Source organism: Treponema sp. OMZ 857, from assembly GCF_024181085.1.
GTDB lineage: Bacteria > Spirochaetota > Spirochaetia > Treponematales > Treponemataceae > Treponema.
Genome location: NZ_CP051147.1, coordinates 1,747,046 through 1,767,725, shown reverse-complemented (window position 1 = coordinate 1,767,725; position 20,680 = coordinate 1,747,046). Strand labels below are relative to the sequence as shown.

The following is a 20,680-nucleotide window of genomic DNA, read 5'->3' as shown; positions in this document are numbered from 1 at the left end:
AGGAATACTGCTATTTGCCAAGGAGTAAAAGATGCAGATGAATAGTGTGGTTATTAGAACCGACAACATGGAAAAATCATTGCAGTTTTATGAGAAAGTGCTCGGGCTCACCTTCGAGTCTATGATGTCTGCTGCACCGGGGAAGCAGATCGCCTTTTTGTATGATCCTAAATCGAATGGCCGTTTGGAACTGATCCATAACGATCGTTCAAAGGTAAAAAAGGAAAACTCTATTTCGTTGACATTCACTGTGAATCAGATTGGTGAGACGGAAAAATACCTCCGCTCTAAAGATGTCCGGATTATCATGGAGCCGCGAACGGTAAAGGATGGTAAAAAGATATTAACAGCAGTCGATCCCAATGGAATCGAAATAGATTTTATTGAAGCTAAATAAACAGAAGGATATCTCTAAAAACCAAAGTTTTTCGAGATGCCCCGATGTTCTGAAAGATTTTCATAAAAAAAGCGTTGTAAAGTATTTACAACGCTTTTTTTATAGCAAGTTACCGGCGATTACAGCCGGATTTAATCCCCTTGTTCGGCGTAAAGCACGGGGTATTCACTCATCCGGCTGAATCAATAGACCAATAGAAATTACTTATTCTTTTTTTGATCCGTATTGGAGTTGGAACTTGAAATGGTGCGCATTACTTCGTAGGCTCTGGTTCTTACCGGAGTTACATAGTTATAGTTATTTGCAATACGCATTACCGTCTCAAACATTTCCTTTTTGTTTATAATTGAGCTGGACATCTTTTCGAAGGTATTCAGGATTTCAAGCGCGAGCGAACTTGTCGGATTAACCGTATCGAATTTGCGGGCAATCCAGTTAATCATATTGAATACTTCATCATTGTCATTTTTACCGATTTCGCCGAGCGATTTTACCGCTGCTGTGATAACGGAGGGTTCATTATCGGTGTACATAACCGTAATCAATGAATCCTTTGCCTTGTCGGTACCCATTTGTCCGAGCAGCTCACATGCACGGCGTCTTATTTCCGGATAATTGTTTACTACCCTGCCGTCTTCTCTCACAACGGTTGAAAGCCCTTCGGTTGCTAACGTACTTAACGCTACCTGAATTTCTTCCGATTGGCGGCCTTCATTCAATGCCTCTTCGATATACTGTAAGGCAACACGTTTTGAATCGCGCCCTTCAGCGGCAACCATTTCTTTAATCATAACGCCTTCAATTGAATTGAGGTATGCCTGTTCGACGGTAATCATACCATCAGACTCACTGCTCTTATCATTTTTCTTTGCAGCGTCTTTATTCTGTGCGCAGATAAGCGGAGCAGTAAGCAGTCCTAAAGCCAGTGATAGTATCAATAATTTGTGCCGCATGGTAACGACCCCCTTCCTTTGTTCAAAGTTGATATTTACTAGAATACTAACTTATTGTCAGTTATTTTTTTGCAAGTGTCAAGAGGCCGATTGTTTTCGATTTTCGGATTCCAATATATTTGATAACCGCCGGCAATTTTACACGATAATTATTACCGCTTGACCTTTCATTCTTTTACTTATATCATAAAAGAGGATTGTAAAACTATTGATCCTTGAGTTTCAACAAGTAAGGTGAGTCGAATGAAAAAGTTAAAGATACCTGCAGTGCCGTCAATCAGAAGATTACCGTCCTATTTGCATATAGTAAAGCAAGCCCAATCCGATGGATACCCCTATATTTCCGGTACCGTTATTGCTGAAGAGCTGCATCTTGAACCGATCCAAGTACGGAAAGATTTAGCTATTACAGGCATTATCGGTAAGCCGAAAAAAGGATATCCGGTTGAAGATCTCATTTCAGCTATCGAGCATTTTCTTCGCTGGGATACTTTGCAAAAAGCGATTCTTATCGGAGCAGGAAATCTTGGAACCGCGCTCACCGGATATCAGGGATTTAGAGATCACGGGTTGGAAATCTGTGCGGCTTTTGACAGTGACAAAAGTAAGATCGGAAAAAAAATTCATGGTATTCCGATTTTTGCAATGAATAAATTGACCGAAGAAATTAACACTTTGCATCCTGCCTTAGCAATTTTAACTGCACCTTCACCCAGCGCACAGGCGATTGCCGATCAATTGGTAGAAGCAGGTATTGACGCAATCTGGAATTTTACGAATGTTAAAATCAAAGTACCTGATAACGTCCTTGTTCAACAGGAAGATCTTACTTCAGGCTATGCGCTTTTAGGCGTTATGATGAATACCCGTATTCAGCAAGCAAGCGAATAGCTTAGTTGATTTAAAATTTACGTATATGGGACTTTAAGGAGTATATGCGTTAAAGTCCCGTAGTAAAACTGCTATGAACTCTTCCGAATATTCTCAACAGGCGGCTCTTTTTTATAACCGCCTCGTAAAACGGTATAAGCATTTAAAAAAATATGCACGGCGATTAAACCTCTTTGCCTATCGGCTGTATGATAGGGATATTCCCGAAATTCCCGTTGCTGTCGATCTCTATATTGAAGATACAAGCGGTGCATTGTTTGCCGTGCTTACCGAATATGAACGGCAGGTCTATAGGCACGAAGATAAAAGTGTCGCTTCTCTTTCGGAGCTGACGGAAGCGTTATGCGCTGCTTTACAGATTCCTTTGGAGCAAGTATATGAAAAATGCCGAAAGCGGCAGCGCGGTGAAGCTCAATATGAAAAGATTGCAGATAGCGGAAAGCGGATTATCGTGCGGGAAGGTAAGTGCCGCTTCTTTGTCAATATATCCGATTATCTCGATACCGGTTTATTTCTTGATCACCGTCCGGCTCGGCTTGCCGTTGCCGACAATGCTGCCGGTAAGTCGGTGCTGAATCTTTTTTGCTATACCGCTTCTTTTTCTATTCATGCGCTGGTAAACGGAGCGCGGCGGGTTTGTTCGGTTGACTTGTCGAAAAACTATTTGCAATGGGCTGCTGAAAATGCTCAGCTGAATGGGGTCGCCGATTCCGAACGCTGCCGGTTTGTGCAAAGCGATGTCCGTCTTTTTCTGGAGCAGGCTGCAAAACGGAAAGAACGGTGGGATATTATCATCTGCGACCCGCCGACATTTTCCAATTCAAAACGTGCGCCCCAATTCTTCGATGTGAACCGGCATTGGCAGGATTTAATTCGCAGTTGCTGTCAGGTATTGGCGGCGGAAGGCGTTTTGTACTTTTCGACCAATTCACGAACGTTGCGTTTTGACACGGCGGAACTTTCGGATAGACAGGATCGCAGCATGGGAGAGGATAAGTTTATTTACAACAATACGCTCTTCACCGTGCAGGATATCAGCGCACAATCGATACCGGAAGATTTTCGGAATAAAAAAATTCACCGGTTGTGGAAGATAAGCCACAGTACGCCCTTTTGAAAATATACGGTGTATCACTGTATTTTATTTCTAAAAACCTCAGTTTTTTAGAGATGCCTAGTTGGTGGTTTACATCGAAATTGCCTGACCGGACAAATCCTGTTATACTTACTCCATGAACTTTCCACGAAAATTGCCGATCGGCGTACAGAGTTTTAAGGTATTACGGAATGACCGTTATCTCTATGTAGATAAGACGAAGTATATCACTCAATTAGTAACAAGCAGTCGTGTTTATTTTCTCAGCCGTCCGCGGAGATTTGGCAAGAGTTTGTTCCTTTCGACATTATCTGCATACTTTCTTGGAAAAAAAGAGTTATTCAAAGACTTATACCTTGAAACAGCTGAAGAGGAACTTGCTTTACAAGAAAATCGATCTGCATGGCAGGAATATCCGGTGCTATATTTTGATTTTAATGTCGGAAAATATACGGATAGCGGGGCATTAAATGAGCGGCTACATGTTATGTTATCTGAAGCAGAGTCTTTATATGGTATTTCGACATCGAAAGAAGCACAACCGTTTTTTGCTTCACGCTTTGAACGGCTGATAAAGACTGCCTATCAACGGACCGGTAAGCAAGTAGTCATTCTTGTTGATGAATACGATAAACCGCTCCTGCAAACGATGGGCGGAAATGAAGCCTTGAATGAACAATACCGAAACGAACTGAAAGCATTTTATTCGGTTATTAAAACCTGCGATGAATATATCCGTTTTGCCTTTTTAACCGGTGTTACCAAATTCAGCAAGATTAGTATTTTTAGCGATTTAAATAATCTGAAAGATATCAGCTTACATGAAACGTATGCCGGTATCTGCGGTATCACACAAAAAGAGCTGGAAGATAATTTTGAACCTGAAATTCAAGCACTTGCCGAAAGACAAGAACTTGATTATCCGCAGGCAATCGCAGCCTTAAAGCGATGGTATGACGGCTATCTGTTTCATCCTACAGGGGAAGGAATGTACAATCCTTTTAGCCTTCTCAATGCTTTTGATTATAAAGAGATCAAAAGCTTCTGGTTTAGCACGGGAACCCCGACATTTTTAGTGAATTTTCTTAAAGAAGCACACTACTTTATTCCCGACTTGGATGGAAATGTTGAGCTGGATGAATCGGGATTACAGACCTATCGGGCGGTAGCACAAGATGCATTGCCTATTCTCTTTCAGGCCGGCTATTTGACGATTAAAGACTACATAAGCGATCTGAGACTCTATCGGCTCGGCTTTCCGAATGATGAAGTACGATATGGTTTTTTGGAAAATCTGCTGCCAGCATACTCTGATGTCCCCTTTGGTCAAACAGGGGTATGGGTTGGGCGGTTTGTACAAGACATCCGCAAGGGTGATGTGAATAGCTTTATGGAACGGATGCAGTCGCTTATCGCCGGTATCTCGTATGACAACTTTAGCAAAGAAAATCTCAAATTGCGGGAGCAGAATTATCAGACAGCGGTATACCTCATCTTTGCGTTGATGGGACAATTTGTACAGACGGAAGTACATTGCGGAACGGGGCGAGCAGATGCCGTGGTTACTACGGCTGATTCTGTTTACATCTTTGAGTTTAAGCTGAGCGATACCGGCAGTGCGGAAGATGCACTCGCACAAATACAAAAGCAGAACTACGCTGCAAAGTATAAGATGAGCGGGAAGAAGATTGTACTCATCGGTGCAGAATTTGAGGAAGCAACGCGGACAATTAAGAATTGGAAAGTAGAACAGCTATGATACAAACTCAATCCTGTTTTTCGTGGTGGAGAATATGTTTGAAAATATGAGTCCGATAATAATGCATCAGATAAACGGAGCGGCGTATTGCTGCCTTGCTTCAGAGATGGAGCCGCGTGCTTTTGCGCATTCGGCTGTTACCGATTATCTTCACGACGCCTGTTTGCGTATTGCGCCTGACGGGACGGTGCAGGAGTTTTATCTTAACGAAACCATTACGTTTTTTAATACGGAAAAAGGACGGGAAGAGGTTGGAATTGTGCTACCGCTGCGGGAAGCGCACTCGCTTATCCATTTTGCTTGTCTCGATACGGATGCTGCGGCCGGTGCGTTTTGTGATCCGCAGGCGCTTTTTCGTGCAGAGGTTGTACTACGAAAGTTATACCGGCTTTTTGCTTGCCTCCTCGCTGCGTATCAGCGCGGTACGGTAAGTGAGGATTGTTTCCGAGCTGTTGTGTCCGCTCCCTTGTGTTTGCTGGCGGAGGGAGGAGCCGACGGCGGCGCTCAAGAGCTTATCGTACTTTCGCCTCGATTAGTACTTCGCTGCGTTACTGCCGAAACCGCGGCGGCGCTCCGCTTCCATTATCCGTGGGTACATCCTGATGCGGAACGAGTGCCGCTTGACGATGCTGCGTCCTTTTTCTTAGCAACGCTCAGCTATGCCTGCATCACCGGAGCGCCGCCTTTTAACAGCGCTGCCGTCCCGTTTGCAGCGGTAGACGGGAATGACTTTTGCGCCAACGGTGCGGCGGAACGGCTGGTGCAGAATATACGGGACGGCGTTTATGTGCCGATTGAACTCCGCCGTCCGGCGCTGTGTCCGCAGTTTGCGCGGCTTATCGATGACGGGTTATCGGCAGCTGCGGGGCAGGGGAGTGCTAAAACTACAGGACAGCTTGGTAGTGTCAAAACTGCCGCGTATAAGAGCATCGGCCTTGAAAAAACTGCAGGCGGCGGTATAATGCCTAACTGCCGCGCCGCGCCGCTGCTGCCGCTTGTAGAACAGCTCTGCAGCTATTGTGATGAATCGCAGCCGCTCTTCACCGGTATGCAGGTAGACGAAGTACCGGCGGAACAGACGGCGCTTGAGGCTTTTATTCAAACAGCGAGGAAGCACATCAGCCGAAAACGCTTTGTTAGACGGAACTCCGGTAAAATTGCGGCAGCGGCGGTACTGTGTGTCGCGCTTATTGTCGTAATGGCAGCGGCGGTAGTGCATCTCCGTAAACCGCCTGAGACGGCAGGTATGTCAGCGGAAGCGGTAATACGCGGTTTTTATACCGCCGTCGGAACACTCGATCAAACGATAATCGGCGCTTATACCAAAAACAAAGCCGCTGCCTTATACGACGGTCTGATGGTGCATTTGTATGTAACCGGCAAAACACGCGAGGCCTACGAACGCAAAAAGATTTATTACACGCCTCAGGAGTTCTTCAACCTCTGTGAATCTGCGCGGAGTGCCGATGTCGTACCTGCTGCTGATACCGTACCTGCTGCCGATGCGGCAACGGGGAGCAATGTCGCCGGAAGTCAGGTTGCGAGTGCTCCACCGGAGCAGGAACGGGAGCACGATATGGAAGCGCACCTCATTCACTATAAAAAAGCGGTTATCAAATTGCTGGGCGGAGGTTCCATCTACGGTATTTCCGGCTTAGAGATTGTTCCTGCTGCCCAGACCGGGTGGTTTGACGTGAGGTTTTATCACTGGCTGCCGATTTTTTCATCGGAAGAAGCTGAGGCGGTGGCACAGGCTATGGAAAAAGCGCTTGAAGCTCCTGTAAGCGCGTCCGATGCGGAGCTTTCGGAGCGGGGTGCTTTTCCCGTACAGGTACTCTATAAGCATGACAGGGTACAAGTCATATCGGTTAAAGGCAGCTTTTTTATCGGGGTAATCGAATCGGCGGAAAGTACGGTTGCCGCCGATTCCAGTGATGCATTGCTCGAAGATTGTGCGTTACCGCCTGCCAACAGGCCGGCCTATTTAAAAGGATTGTAATATGAGAGAACGAAAAAATATCTATACGCTTTTACATCAGGATGCAGGTTTAGCTGCCCGCACGGGAGTGATACGCCTGCCTCACGGTACGGTGCAAACCCCCGCCTTTATGCCGGTGGGAACGGCGGCGACGGTAAAGGGTATAACCAAGGATGATTTACACGAAATAGGTTTTGAAATCATTTTAGCGAATACCTATCACCTCTTTTTGCGGCCGGGTATGGACGTTATCAAGCAGGCGGGCGGGCTGCACGGGTTTTCCGGCTGGAATAAAAACTTTTTGACGGATTCAGGCGGATTTCAGGTATTCTCGCTGTCTCAACTACGGAAAATTAAGGAAGAAGGCGTAACATTTCAGAGCCATATCGATGGCAGCAGGCAGTTTTTAAGCCCCGAAATCGCGGTACAGGTGCAGGCCGCCTTTAACAGCGACATTCAAATGCAGCTCGATATCTGTTCCCCCTACGGTATTCCCAAAAAGGAAACCGAAAAAGCGCTGACACTGACAACTGCGTGGATGCATCGGGCGGTGCGGGAATGGGATCAAACGGAAGGGTACGAGGGAAGCCTTTTCCCGATTATACAAGGCGGTTTTTTTGAAGATCTCCGTATCAGAAGTATCGAATCGATTATGGAATGTGATCCGCACGGTATCGCAATCGGCGGTCTTTCCGTCGGCGAGCCTGAGGAAGTGTACAAGGAATTTTTGGCCTTTACCGCCGCGCATGTTCCCAAACATAAACCGCTCTATGTGATGGGTATCGGCACCCCCGATTATATTTTAGAGGCGGTAAAGAACGGCGTCGATATTTTTGACTGCGTACTCCCGTCACGGAATGCGCGGAACGGAAATCTTTTTACCCGTACCGGTCCCATCTCAATTAAAAAGAAAGAATATGAATACGATTTCGGCCCGATCGATCCGAGCTGCTCCTGCAAGGTATGCCGGAATTACAGCCGCGCGTATCTGCGGCACCTGTTCCGTTGTAAGGAGATTCTGTATTCGATGCTTGCAACCTATCACAACTTAGCATTTCTCCATCGAATGGTTGCCGAAATCAGGGATGCAATTACCGCAGACCGTTTTTCGGAATACTACCGCAGCTTCCTTAAAGATTATTACGGACGTACTTGAGAGCCTGTGAACAATTAAATCGATACCGATTGTTATATTTTACCGCTTATGTTAAAATGCGCAGATTTATGAATACCTTCGTAAAATAACATATCAAGGTGCTGTAATGAGGAAAGCTTTTCACGATTTATTACAAAAAAATGTATCTGTGCTGTTTATGCTGTTAGCGGTGTTTTGTACAGGATGTATGAATGCTAAAACAACCGATACCGCTGCGGAAATTGAGTTTTGGTCGTTCCCTAATTTTACCTCCGATACCGGTGTCGAAGGCGATTTTGAAAAGAGTTTAATCGCGGCGTTTGAAAAAGAAAATCCTTCAATTAAACTACATTTTACACTGATAAGTTTTACCGATGGAGCGGAAAAGATTGAAAAAGCCATAGCGGAAGGCAAGGCTCCCGATATTATTTATGATGCCCCCGGCCGAATTATCGGATGGGCTGGGAAGGGCTTGCTTGAACCGCTTGATGATGTACTCGCAACTGAAAAACCGTATATCACGACGGAGCTTTTGGCTGTTTCTGCCGGTAAAGATAGACGTACCTATATGTACCCGATGCATGAAGGGGCTTTCTCAATGGCGTTTAATAAAGAAATGCTCGAAGATCTGCATCTTATCGATTTGCTGCCGTATAAGCGGAGAGACCGCCAGTGGACGGTTGAAGAGTATGAAAGGCTTTTAACTGCCCTTAAAGAAAAGCTTCCGGCAGGAATTGTCCCGGGTGTTTTCTACTATAAGAACATGGGCGGCGACCAGGGTACCAGAGCGTTTTTGGTGAACCTTTATGGAAACGCAAATCTGTTAAATGGAGATTATTCAAGTTATATCTATAATTCTGAGCAAGCGGTACGGAATGTGGACTGGACGGTACGTGCAATGAAGCGGGGACTTTTGCTCGACGGAAAGGATCTTACTTCAAACGATGCGATTGCAATGTTTGTTTCCGCAAAAGCTGCGCATACTATCTTGTATTCTCCTCAGCTTAATAAAATGAATGACGGCAAACGGCGGTATAAAGGAAAAGATTTTACACCGATCTATATGCCTTTCCCCAATAATGCCGGCGCTCCGCTTCTGGAATTTTTAGCAGGCGGTGCTTGTGTTTTTAATAACGGCAATGTAAATAAAGTTAAGGCAGCCAAGAAGTTTCTTCATTTTGCCGCTACCGACGAAGTATGGGCACCTAAGTTGATAAACGCAACCGGTGGCTTTCCGGCAAGCTCTAAAATTCAAATAGAAACTGAGGATGCCGAAATTCTCTATAATTCGGTGCTCCAACGGTTTTTCGGACAGTATTACAATAACATTACCGGCTTTGCCAAGATGCGGGAATATTGGAATGCACTTTTAAAAGAAGCTGCGTCGGGAAACGATATTCAAGCTGCGTTGAACCGCTTTGTGCGAGATTCCAATGCGACGCTAAAAGAATAGGGCATCTTTAAAAACTTTACGGGAGAATATAATGGCACAAACAGCTTCGAATACGCAGAGCGAAACCTCATTTTTTTCAATTAGAAATAAGATGATAACCTCTTTTGCCTTTTTTTCGGTGTTTATTTTGCTGGTAGTCTATATTGTCGCGGTATATCTTGCATCCGTTTCCCTTATGAATAATACCGAATATTTTTTAAAGGAATTGGTAAAAAGTTCGTCAAAAGTCTTGGACGAACGTTCCCAAGCCCTTTTCGGAAAACTGGAGGCTTTTTCCAACTTGCCTGCCATTCAGGATGAAATGATACCATATCAAGAAAAAATAGAATTGTTTAAGAATGAGATACAAATGCAAAAACAGCGCGGCTGGCTCAGCTTTGGTATCAGCGGACTAGACGGTATGCTCTATCGGACAGATAACACAGTTGAAAAAGTTGCAAGTACCGACTGGTTCCAATCGGCACGTAAGGGAAAATATGTTATTACCGAACCTGTGTTGTCCTCTGCCTCCCGGAAATATATTTTCATTGTCGCGATTCCCGTGCGGGACTTACAAGGAAAGATTACCGGTGTGATTAATGCGACGATTCTGGGTGATGCGCTTTCAAATTTGATTAGCGATATTATCATCGGTGAAACCGGGACTGCATATCTGGTGAGTTCGTCCGGCACTATCTTAGGAAATCGGCGTCCCGAAATTCTTTATAAGAGTATTTACAGCGAGATAATCGGAAGTGAGACAAATGCCTATGCACAGTTTCTTAAACAATCGCTTGCGTCGCATAAGTCCTCTGTGAATGTATCTGAAATAAAAGGCGTTAAGTATATATCTGCCGTTGCGTCGATGCGGTATGCAGATTGGACGCTCCTCTTAACTGCTCCCGTGTCGGAGTTTATGGCGGAGAATATTTCGAATTTGATTAAAACATTTATTCTTATCGCGTTAATTCAGTTGGCAGTTGCAATAGCGCTTGGTTTCTATATTGCACGGAATATCACCCATCCCATCAAGCACGTTATTGCAGCGCTTCGAAATATTGCACAGGGAGAGGGAGACCTTACCATAGAGCTGCCTGCGAGCGGTAAAGATGAAACGAGTGTATTGTCATCATACTTTAATCAGACTATTGCGAAATTGAGAAATTCAATTCAAAAAATCGGTATCGACTCTCGTGAGATGGAAGCGGTCGGTTCCGATCTTGAAAGTAATATGATGTCGGTTAGTGAGGTTGTTTCAAATATTACTGCCGGTATTGAAGATTTAAAACATCGGTTCGTCGAACAGGAAGAAAGCGTATCCGGTACGGCTTCTGCTATCGAGCACATCATAACGACGCTGAGAGTCTTGGATGAAAGTATCGGCAAACAGGCCGCTATGGTTACCGAATCCTCATCTTCATTTGATAAGATGTCTCACAGTATCGATACCGTAGGAGAAAACGTTGCAGAGACCAGAGAGGTTATTCGTCATCTTTCTACGGCTACGAACGATGGCCGCGAAACACTGGTAAAAGCAAATGAGGTTTCACAGCGGATATCGGAAGCGTCGGGCGATTTAATTGAGGCCGGTGCCGTAATAGAAAACATCGCGAGTCAAACGAACCTGCTTGCAATGAATGCTGCAATCGAGGCTGCTCATGCGGGAGAAGCCGGTAAGGGATTTGCCGTTGTTGCCTCCGAGATTAGAAAACTTGCAGAAGAGTCCAGTACGCAGGGTAAAAAGATTTCCATCACTTTGAAGAATCTTTCTGTTGAAATCGATACGCTCGCGAGTGCTGCTGCCGGTGCTGTTGAAAAGTTTAATATCATTTCCGGCTACTCCAAAGGCTTAAGCACCTCTATTGAAGGGGTGGTGCAGGCGATGGATGAGCAGGAAGAAAATGGAAAAATTATCTGGGGTATCATCAACGATGTTACCGGCGTGACAAACGAAGTAAAGAGCGGTTCCGGTGAAATGCTTACCGACGGCGAGAAGGTTGTTTCGGCAACAAAACGGTTGGATGATTTAACGCGTATTTTACGGGAAAATATAGAGGATATTGCCTCGCAGACGGAGCTAATCAACGAGGCTGCACAAGAGTCTCTTGAAATTGCCGTCAAAAATAAGCAAAGTATAGACGGTCTTGTCTTGGAAGTAGGCAAGTTTAAAACAGAGAGATAATCAAAGAAGGTTTGCGTTGCAAACTCGATTATTTACGGATGCGCGTAATGCGCACGGCTAAAAGTTTTTTCGGATGTTGAAACATCCTGCAAAAACTTTTATAGGAGATATGATAAAAAGTACCGTCTGAAATGGCGCCGGTACTTTTTATCTCAAGTTTGCGTTGCAAACTCGATTATTTACGGATGCGCGTAACGCGCATGGCTAAAAGTTTTTTCGGATGTTGAAACATCCTGCAAAAACTTTTATAGGAGATATGATAAAAAGTACCGTCTGAAATGGCGCCGGTACTTTTTATCTCAAGTTTGCGTTGCAAACTCGATTATTTACGGATGCGCGTAACGCGCATGGCTAAAAGTTTTTTTGGATGTTGAAACATCCTGCAAAAACTTTTATAGGAGAAGGTATGAAAACAGTAAGAGTAACTTTCGGATTGCTGTGTATGGTGGCATTGATTGCGATGACAACAATCGGCTGTGAAAAAAGCGGCAGCGGAGAAAAATCCGAGCATCACCTTGACAGAACAAAAGAGTTCGTCACAGTTGCAACAGGCCCTACAAGCGGTATTTATTTCCCGATCGGCGGAGCTTTCGCGGAAGCCTTAAAATCGGCTGGGTATAATACCAGTTCACAAGCGACCGGCGCATCAGCCGAAAACATTTCGATGATCTCGAAGGGTGAAGCAGAGCTTGCAATCGCAATGCAGGACTCTGTTATGCAAGCATATAAGGGCTTCGGCGCCTATGAAGGTAAAGCGAATCCTAAGCTGACGGCTTGTATGCGTTTGTGGCCGAATTACGTACAGCTCGTAACGCTGCGCAAATCCGGTATCAAAACCGTTGCCGATTTGAAAGGAAAGCGGGTTGGCGTCGGCGCTGCAAACTCCGGTGTTGAATTAAATGCTCGTATGATTTATGAAGCCTACGGTATGACGTATGCCGACAGTAAGGTAGACTATCTATCTTACGGCGAAGCCATCGATCAAATGAAAAACGGTCAGTGCGATGCAGCTTTTGTTACGTCCGGTCTTCCGAACGGAACGATTATGGAGCTTGCTACCAGCTATGATATGGAAATTGTTCCGATTGACGGAGCAGGTAGAGATGCTCTGATTCAAAAGTATCCGTTCTTCTCGCAGACGATTATTCCGGCAAATACCTATAACAACACTGCGGATGTTAATACCGTTTTTGTATATAACATCATGCTGGTAAACAGCGAGCTTTCCGAAGAGGTCGTGTATGATATGCTGACGGTGATCTTCGATAATATTTCGACGATTAAAGCATCGCACAATGCGGCAAATAAGCATATCGATTTGTCTTTCGGTGTAGAGGATGTGAAAATTCCGCTGCATCCGGGAGCTGCAAAATTCTGGCAGGAAAAAGGTTTTAAGACTCCGCAGAATTAACGGATACGTTGGATGGAACGGCTTTTTGCTGCATTGCGGCTCATGCCTACGCGGGCATTCTTGCATAAAGTGTGCCTGCTTATTGTCGCCGTGCTGCTGCCGTTAAGCTGTTCCTCCGATGAGACTATCGAAATTTCCAATCAGGTAACGAAAGAACGCTACTGCATTCAAACAGTGCAGACAGGCGATGTTCTTTCGTTTGAGTGGGAACATTCGTTTGAACATGTCTTATGGAAAGAATTTTATCGGGTAACCGATGAACAGACGTTTAAACTTTTTACCATTGCCGTTCAGGGTTTCGGCGCGGGTATTCCGGCAGAGATGGACTGTACCTACCGATATGAGGACGGGTTTATCTATATGGAAAATATAGAAGGCAGTGTGTTCAAAGAGTTTAATTGGATCCATTCGCAAAAACATCTCAAAAACATCACGATAAATGATACCGTGCTTATATGGGGAGAAGAGCTTCCCCAGCGGGCAAAAATACGGTTAGGCTTACAGAGGAAGCGCTGATACCATCGTAAGATCGTACCGCTTCTTCATTATGATCGGGCAATCGCTAAAAACGTGATTAGATTTGCTTCGCATCCTTCGGAATAGCGATGCCCCATTGAGGAGTACATCTTGGCTACAGAAAAAAACATAGACCAAAAGGCTCTCTTGGAAGAATTTGAACGGGAAAGCAGAACTCGAAACTTTGTTAACCCGATTTTTACAAAGATTCTCAAGTGGACTGCACTGCTGGTTACCTTTTACCATTTAGCTTATGCTTCCGGCTATATCCGGCCGGAGACCTTGCGCCATCGTTCCATTCACGTCGGCATGATTTTGTTGATGACTTTTGCAATCTATCCTGCATTTAAAAGATCGAGTAGAAAAGTTATCGCATGGTATGATTACATACTGATGATTTTGTCCGTTATCATTCCCGTCTACATGTGGGTGAATTATCAAGCCATTATCGACAGGGTAGGGGATGCAAACCTGACGGACGTTATCATGGGAACCATATTGGTTGCATTGGTAATAGAGGCTGCACGGCGGATTACGGGTTGGGCATTACCGGTTATCGGCATCATCTTTATGATCTATGCGCTGATGGGCGCCCGCCAAGGTCTTATCCCGATAAACGTGCCGGGACTGTTTTTGCATAGAGGGTTTAAATGGCCTAAATTGATCGGGCACCTCTTTTCAAATACGGAAGGCATTTACGGCACGTCGGTCAACGTTTCTTCAACGTACATTTTCTTATTCATCGTATTCGGCGAAATTATGAATAAATGCGGAATGGGAAAATTCTTTAACGATATTGCCATCGGTTTGGCGGGGCATACGAAAGGCGGTCCTGCAAAGGTCGCAGTTATTGCGGCAGGCTTGCTCGGAAGTATCAACGGATCTGCAATTGCGAATGTTGTTACCACCGGTTCGTTTACCATCCCGCTTATGAAGAAAATCGGGTATAGCAAAGAATTCTCCGGTGCGGTTTCGTCAACCGCTTCCGTAGGTGGTCAGCTCTTACCGCCGATTATGGGTGCTGCTGCCTTTATCATGGCGGAAACGCTCGGTATTAAATACAAAGAGATTGTCGTTGCGGCGGCTATTCCTGCGCTGATTTACTATTTGGGTATTATCTTCCAGATTCAGCTGCGCGCGTCGAAGGACAAACTCGACGGTATGCCGAAAGATCAGCTGCCCAAGGTGAAAGAAACGCTGAAGATGTACTGGCACCTGACTATCCCGATTTTATTCTTGGTGTATATGCTGTTCTTTAGCGGTTATACCGTTATCAAAGGCGCTTTTTTAACCATCATTTTGACAATCATTATTGCGCAGCTTAAAAAAGAAACGCGCATGAGCTTAAAAGATATAGAGGCTGCTTTTGTCGCTTCCGCAAAATCGACGGTATCGGTTGCGATTGCCTGTGCTTGTGTCGGTATCGTTATCGGTGTGTCGAGCTTAACGGGCTTTACCATCAATATGGCAAGCGCGATTATCTCGCTCGGCGGAAAGAGCTTGTTGCTGACGCTCGTCTTTACGATGGTTACCTGTATGCTGCTTGGTATGGGCTTACCGAGTATTCCTGCGTACATCATTACCGTAACGATTGCGGCTCCCGCGTTGATAGAGCTCGGCATTGCGCCGTTGGCTGCTCACTTGTTCTGCTTCTACTTTGCGATGTTCGCCAATATTACGCCGCCGGTTGCGCTTGCCTCATTTGCAGCGGCAGGTATATCGGGCGGTAATCCGATGAAGACGGGTATTGTGTCCATTAAGTTGGCGCTCGCCGGTTTTATTATTCCGTATATGTTCGTCTACAATAATCAGCTGCTATTAATGGATACGAATATTTGGCAGGGTATTCAGGTTGCGCTTACCGCATGCGTCGGCGTCTTTTTAATCAGCGCCGCTGTAGAAGGGTATTTCCACACTAAGGTGAATATTTTCATGCGGCTCTTGATGCTTGCAGGAGCGTTCTTGCTCATCGACAGCGCCTTATTAACCGACCTTGCCGGCGTCGGGATCTTTGTTGCGTCTATCTTTATCCAGCGCATACTCGCGCGGAGAGAAGCACGGCACGCAGCCGCCTAGGCATCCGGAGAACAGAGGTAACGAAGTTAGACTGTACTTCGTTACCGCGGAACTTAAAGGATGCAGCTGAAAATAAATGTTAATGTACCCAGCCGGTTTTCCAATGCCAGAGCGGTTTTGACAGTGCGGAAGAAAAGGTATGTACACGGTTAAAATCGGGGAGCCAATCCAAGTCGCTTACCAATTCTTGATAAAAACCGTCGTCGATGTTTAAATCTTCAAGGAAGGTACGCAGTTGGATATCCTCGGATTTATCGAGTAAGCGGTTGGAAAAAGCGTCGATGCGCCGTGCTTTCGGATTTGCCGTAATGGGCGTGTACTGAGTCATCAGCGAAAGCAGCGCCTTGCCTTTAAGCTTTTGAGCGAACCAACGGAGTACCGCTTGCGAATCCTCTAATTTTCCCGGAAGCGCAAGATGCCGGACAATAACGCCTGACAGCATTTTACCGAACGGATACTGCTCATCGGGCGGGGTAAGGTTGAGGGGAGAAAGCCGTGCCATTGTCTCGATTGCAGCACAGGCTTGTTCGGGATAATCCGGAGCGGCAAAAACACGGCGGGATGTTTCGGGATTAAGCGTTTTGAGGTCGGGCAGCCATCCGTCGACGGTATCTGCAATCGATTCGAGCGCTTCCGCCGTTTCATATGCAGAGGAGTTCCATACGACAGGAATAGTTAAACCGTGTTGCTTTGCGGCTCGGAGTCCTGCCCCCAAAGCCGGCACCGCATGACTGCCCGTAACGATGTTGATGTTTTCCGCTCCCGCGTTCTGGAGTGTTAGGCATATTTCGATAAATTCCTGTTCCGTTACGGCACGTCCCATACCTTCTTGCGAAATTTGAAAGTTTTGGCAAAAAATACAGCGGAGATTACAGCCGGTAAGGAATATCGTTCCCGAACCGCCCGCTCCGCTTATCGGAGGTTCTTCTCCAAAGTGTAACCCTACCCATGCAATGCGCAGCTCCGCCGTTTCTCCGCAAAAGCCTCGCTCTCCGGCGTTCCTATTTACCCCGCAGCGCTTTGGACAGGCGGTACAGTGCTCATATTCTACGCAGCAAAAATCCCGTATCACAAATACCGTTCCTATTCCAGCTTATTCCGTTCAACCATAACGCTCATAATGGCGCTTACGGTGTGCATATCGAGTGTTTCCGCCGCTGCCGAAACAATTGCGTGCAGTTCTTCCCAATCTTCATCAGAAAAATCCATATCGCTGCCGAAGCTGTCGTCAAAGAGGGCAAAGACGGTATAGAACCAGTTGACGGCGTCTTCTTTTGTATCTTGTAGATGCGTGCGTAGCCAGTGTTCAGCCGAATCTTCCGCTAATGGAAGCAGGCTTTTATCGTAACTGCGGATTGTTTGAACAAAAAATGTACACAGTTCTTGCCGGAATGCAGGATCAGGTAATTTTTCCGTTCGTCGCCGTGCATCGCTATAAAATTTTTCGAGGATATTCATAAGGATGTTACTATAAGAAAAAGAGACCTAAAAAGCAAGCGGCATTTCCAGAGATTCTAATGCTTCTCTATATAGCCGCCGCTTCCGTATTCTGCTCCTACTTGTAAAACCGCTGTAAAACTCGTATAGTATTGGTCATACTTAAAGCATTATAGAAAAGGGAGTGGGGTATGGATAAATATGTATGCGATTTATGCGGTTATGAGTATGATCCTAATACCGGCGATCCTGAAGGTAACATTAAACCCGGTACTCAATTTGAAGATTTGCCCAGTACGTGGGTATGTCCGCTCTGCGGCGTTTCGAAGGAAGGATTTAAAAAGGTTTAAACCAGGAGTGTAATATGACAAAAAATGATTTTATCAGTACGATCGGATATGACAGTGCGGCTGCGGTGGTCGATAAAGAACGGCGTACTAAAAATAGCAGTAAGACTTTGATGGAATTACTTGAGGCAGGCGCTTTCCGTAGTGCAGCGGCTTTTGCTGTCTATGATGATTCTCAAGAAGAGTTGCAGACCGTTGCAGATTATTACAATAAATTAGCCCATTCGGATTATACCGCAGAGAATATTTTACGGGTGTTCGGTATCACCAAAACCAACAGTAAAAAAATAATTCTTCTATAATAGATGTTATCGTAAACTCAACCTAAGGAAAACCTCTAAAATGTTTTACACAAAGGAGTTATATAATGTCCTATCCTTTTAGCGATATTGAAAAAAAATGGCAGAAATATTGGAAAGATCATAAGACGTTTAAAGTAACCGAAGATGAAAATTATCCGCCGGAAAAACGGGCGTATGTATTGGATATGTTTCCGTATCCGTCGGGAGCAGGCTTGCATGTCGGGCATCCGGAAGGATATACGGCAACCGATATTTATTGCCGATACCTCCGTATGAACGGATATACGGTACTGCACCCGATGGGATTTGACTCCTTCGGCTTACCGGCGGAAAATTACGCCATTAAGACCGGTACTCACCCGCGTATTACGACAAAAGAAAATATTGATACCTTCCGAAAACAAATACAGGCCTTCGGTTTTTCATACGACTGGGATCGCGAGCTTGCAACTTCGGATGTGGACTATTACCGTTGGACACAGTGGATATTTTTACAGCTGTATAAAAAAGGTTTGGCCTACGAAACGGAAGCGCCGATTAACTGGTGTCCGAGCTGTTTAACGGGTCTCGCAAATGAGGAAGTGAAAGAAGGCTGCTGCGAACGGTGCGGCACACAGGTTGTCCGGAAGAATGTCCGGCAGTGGATGCTCAAGATTACTGCGTATGCGGAGCAGCTTCTTGAGGACTTGGAAGAACTGGATTGGCCTCAGTCCGTTAAGATGATGCAGCGGAATTGGATCGGCAAAAGCACCGGAGCGGAAATAGACTTTCACCTTGCCGCTCCGCATGAAAGCGACAAGATTACCGTATATACCACTCGGCCGGATACTATTTTCGGGGCAACCTACCTCGTGCTTGCTCCGGAACACCCGCTCGTCATGCGCATTGTCAGCGGGGCGCAAAAAGACGCCGTGCAGCAGTATATTGACGAGACGGCAAAGAAAACCGACCTTGAACGGACTGAACTTGCAAAAAAGAAAACCGGCGTCTTTACCGGCGCCTATGCGGTAAACCCGCTGACAAAAGAACCTATTCCGATTTGGATCTCCGATTATATTTTGGTTTCGTACGGAACCGGCGCCATTATGGCAGTTCCGGCGCATGATGAGCGCGACTGGGAGTTTGCTCAAGTTTTCGCACTGCCGATTATTCAAACGGTTGCCTCAGAGGCTGAATGGAAGGAAAAGGGAGCGGCGGGCGATTACCGCGCAGTACCGCAAGCATGTACCGCAGCCGACGGGTATGCGGTAAATTCGGGCGAATTTACCGGACTGCCGACGCGGGAAGCAATAGAGCGTGTTACCGACTACGCCGCCGCTAACGGCTTCGGAAAAAAGGCCGTTAATTATAAGCTCCGCGACTGGGTATTCAGCAGACAGCGGTACTGGGGAGAACCTATCCCGTTGGTGCATTGTCCGAAATGCGGTGTGGTTCCGCTGGACGAAAAGGATTTACCGCTTGCCTTGCCTGAAACGGATAGCTACACCCCTTCCGACACGGGAGAAAGCCCGCTTGCCAAGATATCCGAATGGGTGAATACCGTGTGTCCGCACTGCGGAGCCCCTGCCCGCCGCGAAACAAACACTATGCCTCAATGGGCGGGTTCCTGCTGGTACTATCTCCGCTATCTCGATCCTCATAATGCACACAGTTTTTGTGCCAAGGAGAAAGAAGCGTATTGGATGCCTGTTAATCTCTACGTCGGCGGTGCGGAACATGCGGTACTCCACCTCCTCTATGCCCGCTTTTGGCACAAGGTACTGTACGATTTAGGCGTGGTGCATACCAAAGAACCGTTCATGCGGTTGGTGAATCAGGGGATGATTACCTCCTTTGCATATCAGCGTTCAAACGGATCGCTCGTGCCGGTCGATGAGGTTGTGCAGACCGGTGATGATGCTTTTGAAGAAAAGAGTACCGGCGAAAAGTTGAAGCGGGTTATCGCAAAGATGTCGAAGAGCTTAAAAAATGTCATCAATCCTGATGAGATGATCGCTCAATACGGTGCCGATTCGTGCCGTATGTATGAGATGTTCATGGGGCCGCTCGATATGTCCAAACCGTGGAACACCCAGGGGTTGATCGGTATTTTCCGCTTTTTAGAGAAAATCTGGGCTATTTCCGAAAAAGAGCTTATTTCCTGTCCGGTGAACGACATGAGTATGCCGGAACATGCGGAAATTACAAAGCTCCTCAATAAGTCCATTAAAAAGATAACCGAAGATACTGCATCGCTCAACTTCAACACGGCAATCAGCCAGATGATGATTTTTATCAATACGCTTGGAAAATATCAGACCGTGCCCCGCTTTGCATGGGAGGCATTTATCAAGCTGCTTGCGCCCTACGCACCACACCTTGCCGAAGAGCTGTGGGAGAAGTTAGGGCATACGGAAACAATTGCATATACGCAGTGGCCGATGTTTGTCGAAAAGTTTTGCATCGATTCCGAGTGCACGATTGTCGTGCAAATCAACGGAAAGGTGCGCGATAAATTTCAAGCAGCCGTTGATTTGCCTAAGGAAGAGCTTGAAGCACTCGCTCTAAAAACAGATGGTGCGCAGCGCTTCCTCAGCGATAAACAGCCTAAAAAGGTTATCGTTGTGACGAATAAGTTGGTAAATATCGTCATCTAATAACCTTTTGAAATATACGGAGCATCTACTTCGTTGCTGCGCAAAAATAAATGCTCAACGTACACCAAGTACGTCTCCGCTTTATTTTTGTTCGCGCCTCGTATCTGCGCCGTCTATTTCAAAAGGCTTACG

Annotated in this window: 17 protein-coding genes; 14 read left to right on the top strand and 3 right to left on the bottom strand. The window is 45.9% G+C overall.

What is annotated here, in order from left to right; translation table 11 throughout:
- The first annotated feature begins 31 nt into the window (after positions 1 to 31).
- Entirely contained in the window at positions 32 to 397 is a 366-nt protein-coding gene (locus tag E4N66_RS08025; RefSeq protein WP_044012809.1) for a VOC family protein, read from the top strand.
- A gap of 200 nt (positions 398 to 597) precedes the next feature.
- Here the strand turns inward: E4N66_RS08025 and E4N66_RS08020 are convergent, their stop codons facing one another.
- The gene (locus E4N66_RS08020) at positions 598 to 1,350 is read right to left on the bottom strand and encodes a HEAT repeat domain-containing protein (RefSeq protein WP_253727595.1); all 753 of its coding nucleotides are present in this window, start codon (positions 1,348 to 1,350) and stop codon (positions 598 to 600) included.
- Between the two features lie 243 nt (positions 1,351 to 1,593).
- On the opposite strand from E4N66_RS08020, the gene E4N66_RS08015 reads away from it, so the two are divergent.
- From E4N66_RS08015 to E4N66_RS07970, 10 genes are all read left to right on the top strand, one after another.
- The gene (locus E4N66_RS08015; protein ID WP_044012804.1) at positions 1,594 to 2,241 is read left to right on the top strand and encodes a redox-sensing transcriptional repressor Rex; all 648 of its coding nucleotides are present in this window, start codon (positions 1,594 to 1,596) and stop codon (positions 2,239 to 2,241) included.
- A gap of 73 nt (positions 2,242 to 2,314) precedes the next feature.
- Entirely contained in the window at positions 2,315 to 3,358 is a 1,044-nt protein-coding gene (locus tag E4N66_RS08010) for a class I SAM-dependent methyltransferase (protein ID WP_253727594.1), read from the top strand.
- 115 nt (positions 3,359 to 3,473) lie between these two features.
- Entirely contained in the window at positions 3,474 to 5,096 is a 1,623-nt protein-coding gene (locus E4N66_RS08005; RefSeq protein WP_253727593.1) for an ATP-binding protein, read from the top strand.
- Positions 5,097 to 5,142: 46 nt separating this feature from the next.
- Positions 5,143 to 7,095 carry a hypothetical protein gene (locus E4N66_RS08000; RefSeq protein ID WP_253727592.1) on the top strand — a complete coding sequence of 651 codons (1,953 nt, stop codon included), beginning with the start codon at positions 5,143 to 5,145 and terminating at the stop codon, positions 7,093 to 7,095.
- A 1-nt stretch (position 7,096) separates the two neighbouring features.
- On the top strand, positions 7,097 to 8,230 hold the full coding sequence (gene tgt, locus E4N66_RS07995) for a tRNA guanosine(34) transglycosylase Tgt (RefSeq protein WP_253727591.1): 1,134 nt from the start codon (positions 7,097 to 7,099) through the stop codon (positions 8,228 to 8,230).
- A gap of 106 nt (positions 8,231 to 8,336) precedes the next feature.
- Positions 8,337 to 9,662 carry an ABC transporter substrate-binding protein gene (locus E4N66_RS07990; RefSeq protein ID WP_371922411.1) on the top strand — a complete coding sequence of 442 codons (1,326 nt, stop codon included), beginning with the start codon at positions 8,337 to 8,339 and terminating at the stop codon, positions 9,660 to 9,662.
- 31 nt (positions 9,663 to 9,693) lie between these two features.
- The gene (locus E4N66_RS07985) at positions 9,694 to 11,823 is read left to right on the top strand and encodes a methyl-accepting chemotaxis protein (RefSeq protein ID WP_253727589.1); all 2,130 of its coding nucleotides are present in this window, start codon (positions 9,694 to 9,696) and stop codon (positions 11,821 to 11,823) included.
- A gap of 406 nt (positions 11,824 to 12,229) precedes the next feature.
- Positions 12,230 to 13,234, top strand: coding sequence for a TAXI family TRAP transporter solute-binding subunit (locus tag E4N66_RS07980; protein WP_253727588.1), 1,005 nt, complete (start codon positions 12,230 to 12,232; stop codon positions 13,232 to 13,234).
- A 12-nt stretch (positions 13,235 to 13,246) separates the two neighbouring features.
- Positions 13,247 to 13,750 carry a DUF1850 domain-containing protein gene (locus tag E4N66_RS07975; protein WP_253727587.1) on the top strand — a complete coding sequence of 168 codons (504 nt, stop codon included), beginning with the start codon at positions 13,247 to 13,249 and terminating at the stop codon, positions 13,748 to 13,750.
- A gap of 111 nt (positions 13,751 to 13,861) precedes the next feature.
- A complete protein-coding gene (locus E4N66_RS07970) occupies positions 13,862 to 15,826 on the top strand; it encodes a TRAP transporter permease (RefSeq protein ID WP_253727586.1) in 1,965 nt (654 codons plus the stop codon).
- A 79-nt stretch (positions 15,827 to 15,905) separates the two neighbouring features.
- On the opposite strand, the gene E4N66_RS07965 is transcribed toward E4N66_RS07970, so the two are convergent.
- Together E4N66_RS07965 and E4N66_RS07960 are read right to left on the bottom strand one after the other, a co-directional pair.
- Positions 15,906 to 16,898: a radical SAM protein gene (locus E4N66_RS07965; RefSeq protein ID WP_253727585.1), complete on the bottom strand. Its 993-nt coding sequence runs from the start codon at positions 16,896 to 16,898 to the stop codon at positions 15,906 to 15,908.
- Between the two features lie 11 nt (positions 16,899 to 16,909).
- Complete coding sequence (locus E4N66_RS07960) at positions 16,910 to 17,284, bottom strand: hypothetical protein (protein ID WP_253727584.1); 375 nt, start codon at positions 17,282 to 17,284, stop codon at positions 16,910 to 16,912.
- Between the two features lie 170 nt (positions 17,285 to 17,454).
- On the opposite strand from E4N66_RS07960, the gene rd reads away from it, so the two are divergent.
- The 3 genes from rd (at position 17,455) to leuS (ending at position 20,548) form a co-directional block, all read left to right on the top strand.
- A complete protein-coding gene (gene rd / locus E4N66_RS07955) occupies positions 17,455 to 17,613 on the top strand; it encodes a rubredoxin (protein WP_253727583.1) in 159 nt (52 codons plus the stop codon).
- A 14-nt stretch (positions 17,614 to 17,627) separates the two neighbouring features.
- Positions 17,628 to 17,912: a hypothetical protein gene (locus E4N66_RS07950; protein WP_253674204.1), complete on the top strand. Its 285-nt coding sequence runs from the start codon at positions 17,628 to 17,630 to the stop codon at positions 17,910 to 17,912.
- Between the two features lie 65 nt (positions 17,913 to 17,977).
- The gene (gene leuS / locus E4N66_RS07945; RefSeq protein ID WP_253727582.1) at positions 17,978 to 20,548 is read left to right on the top strand and encodes a leucine--tRNA ligase; all 2,571 of its coding nucleotides are present in this window, start codon (positions 17,978 to 17,980) and stop codon (positions 20,546 to 20,548) included.
- Positions 20,549 to 20,680 lie beyond the last annotated feature (132 nt).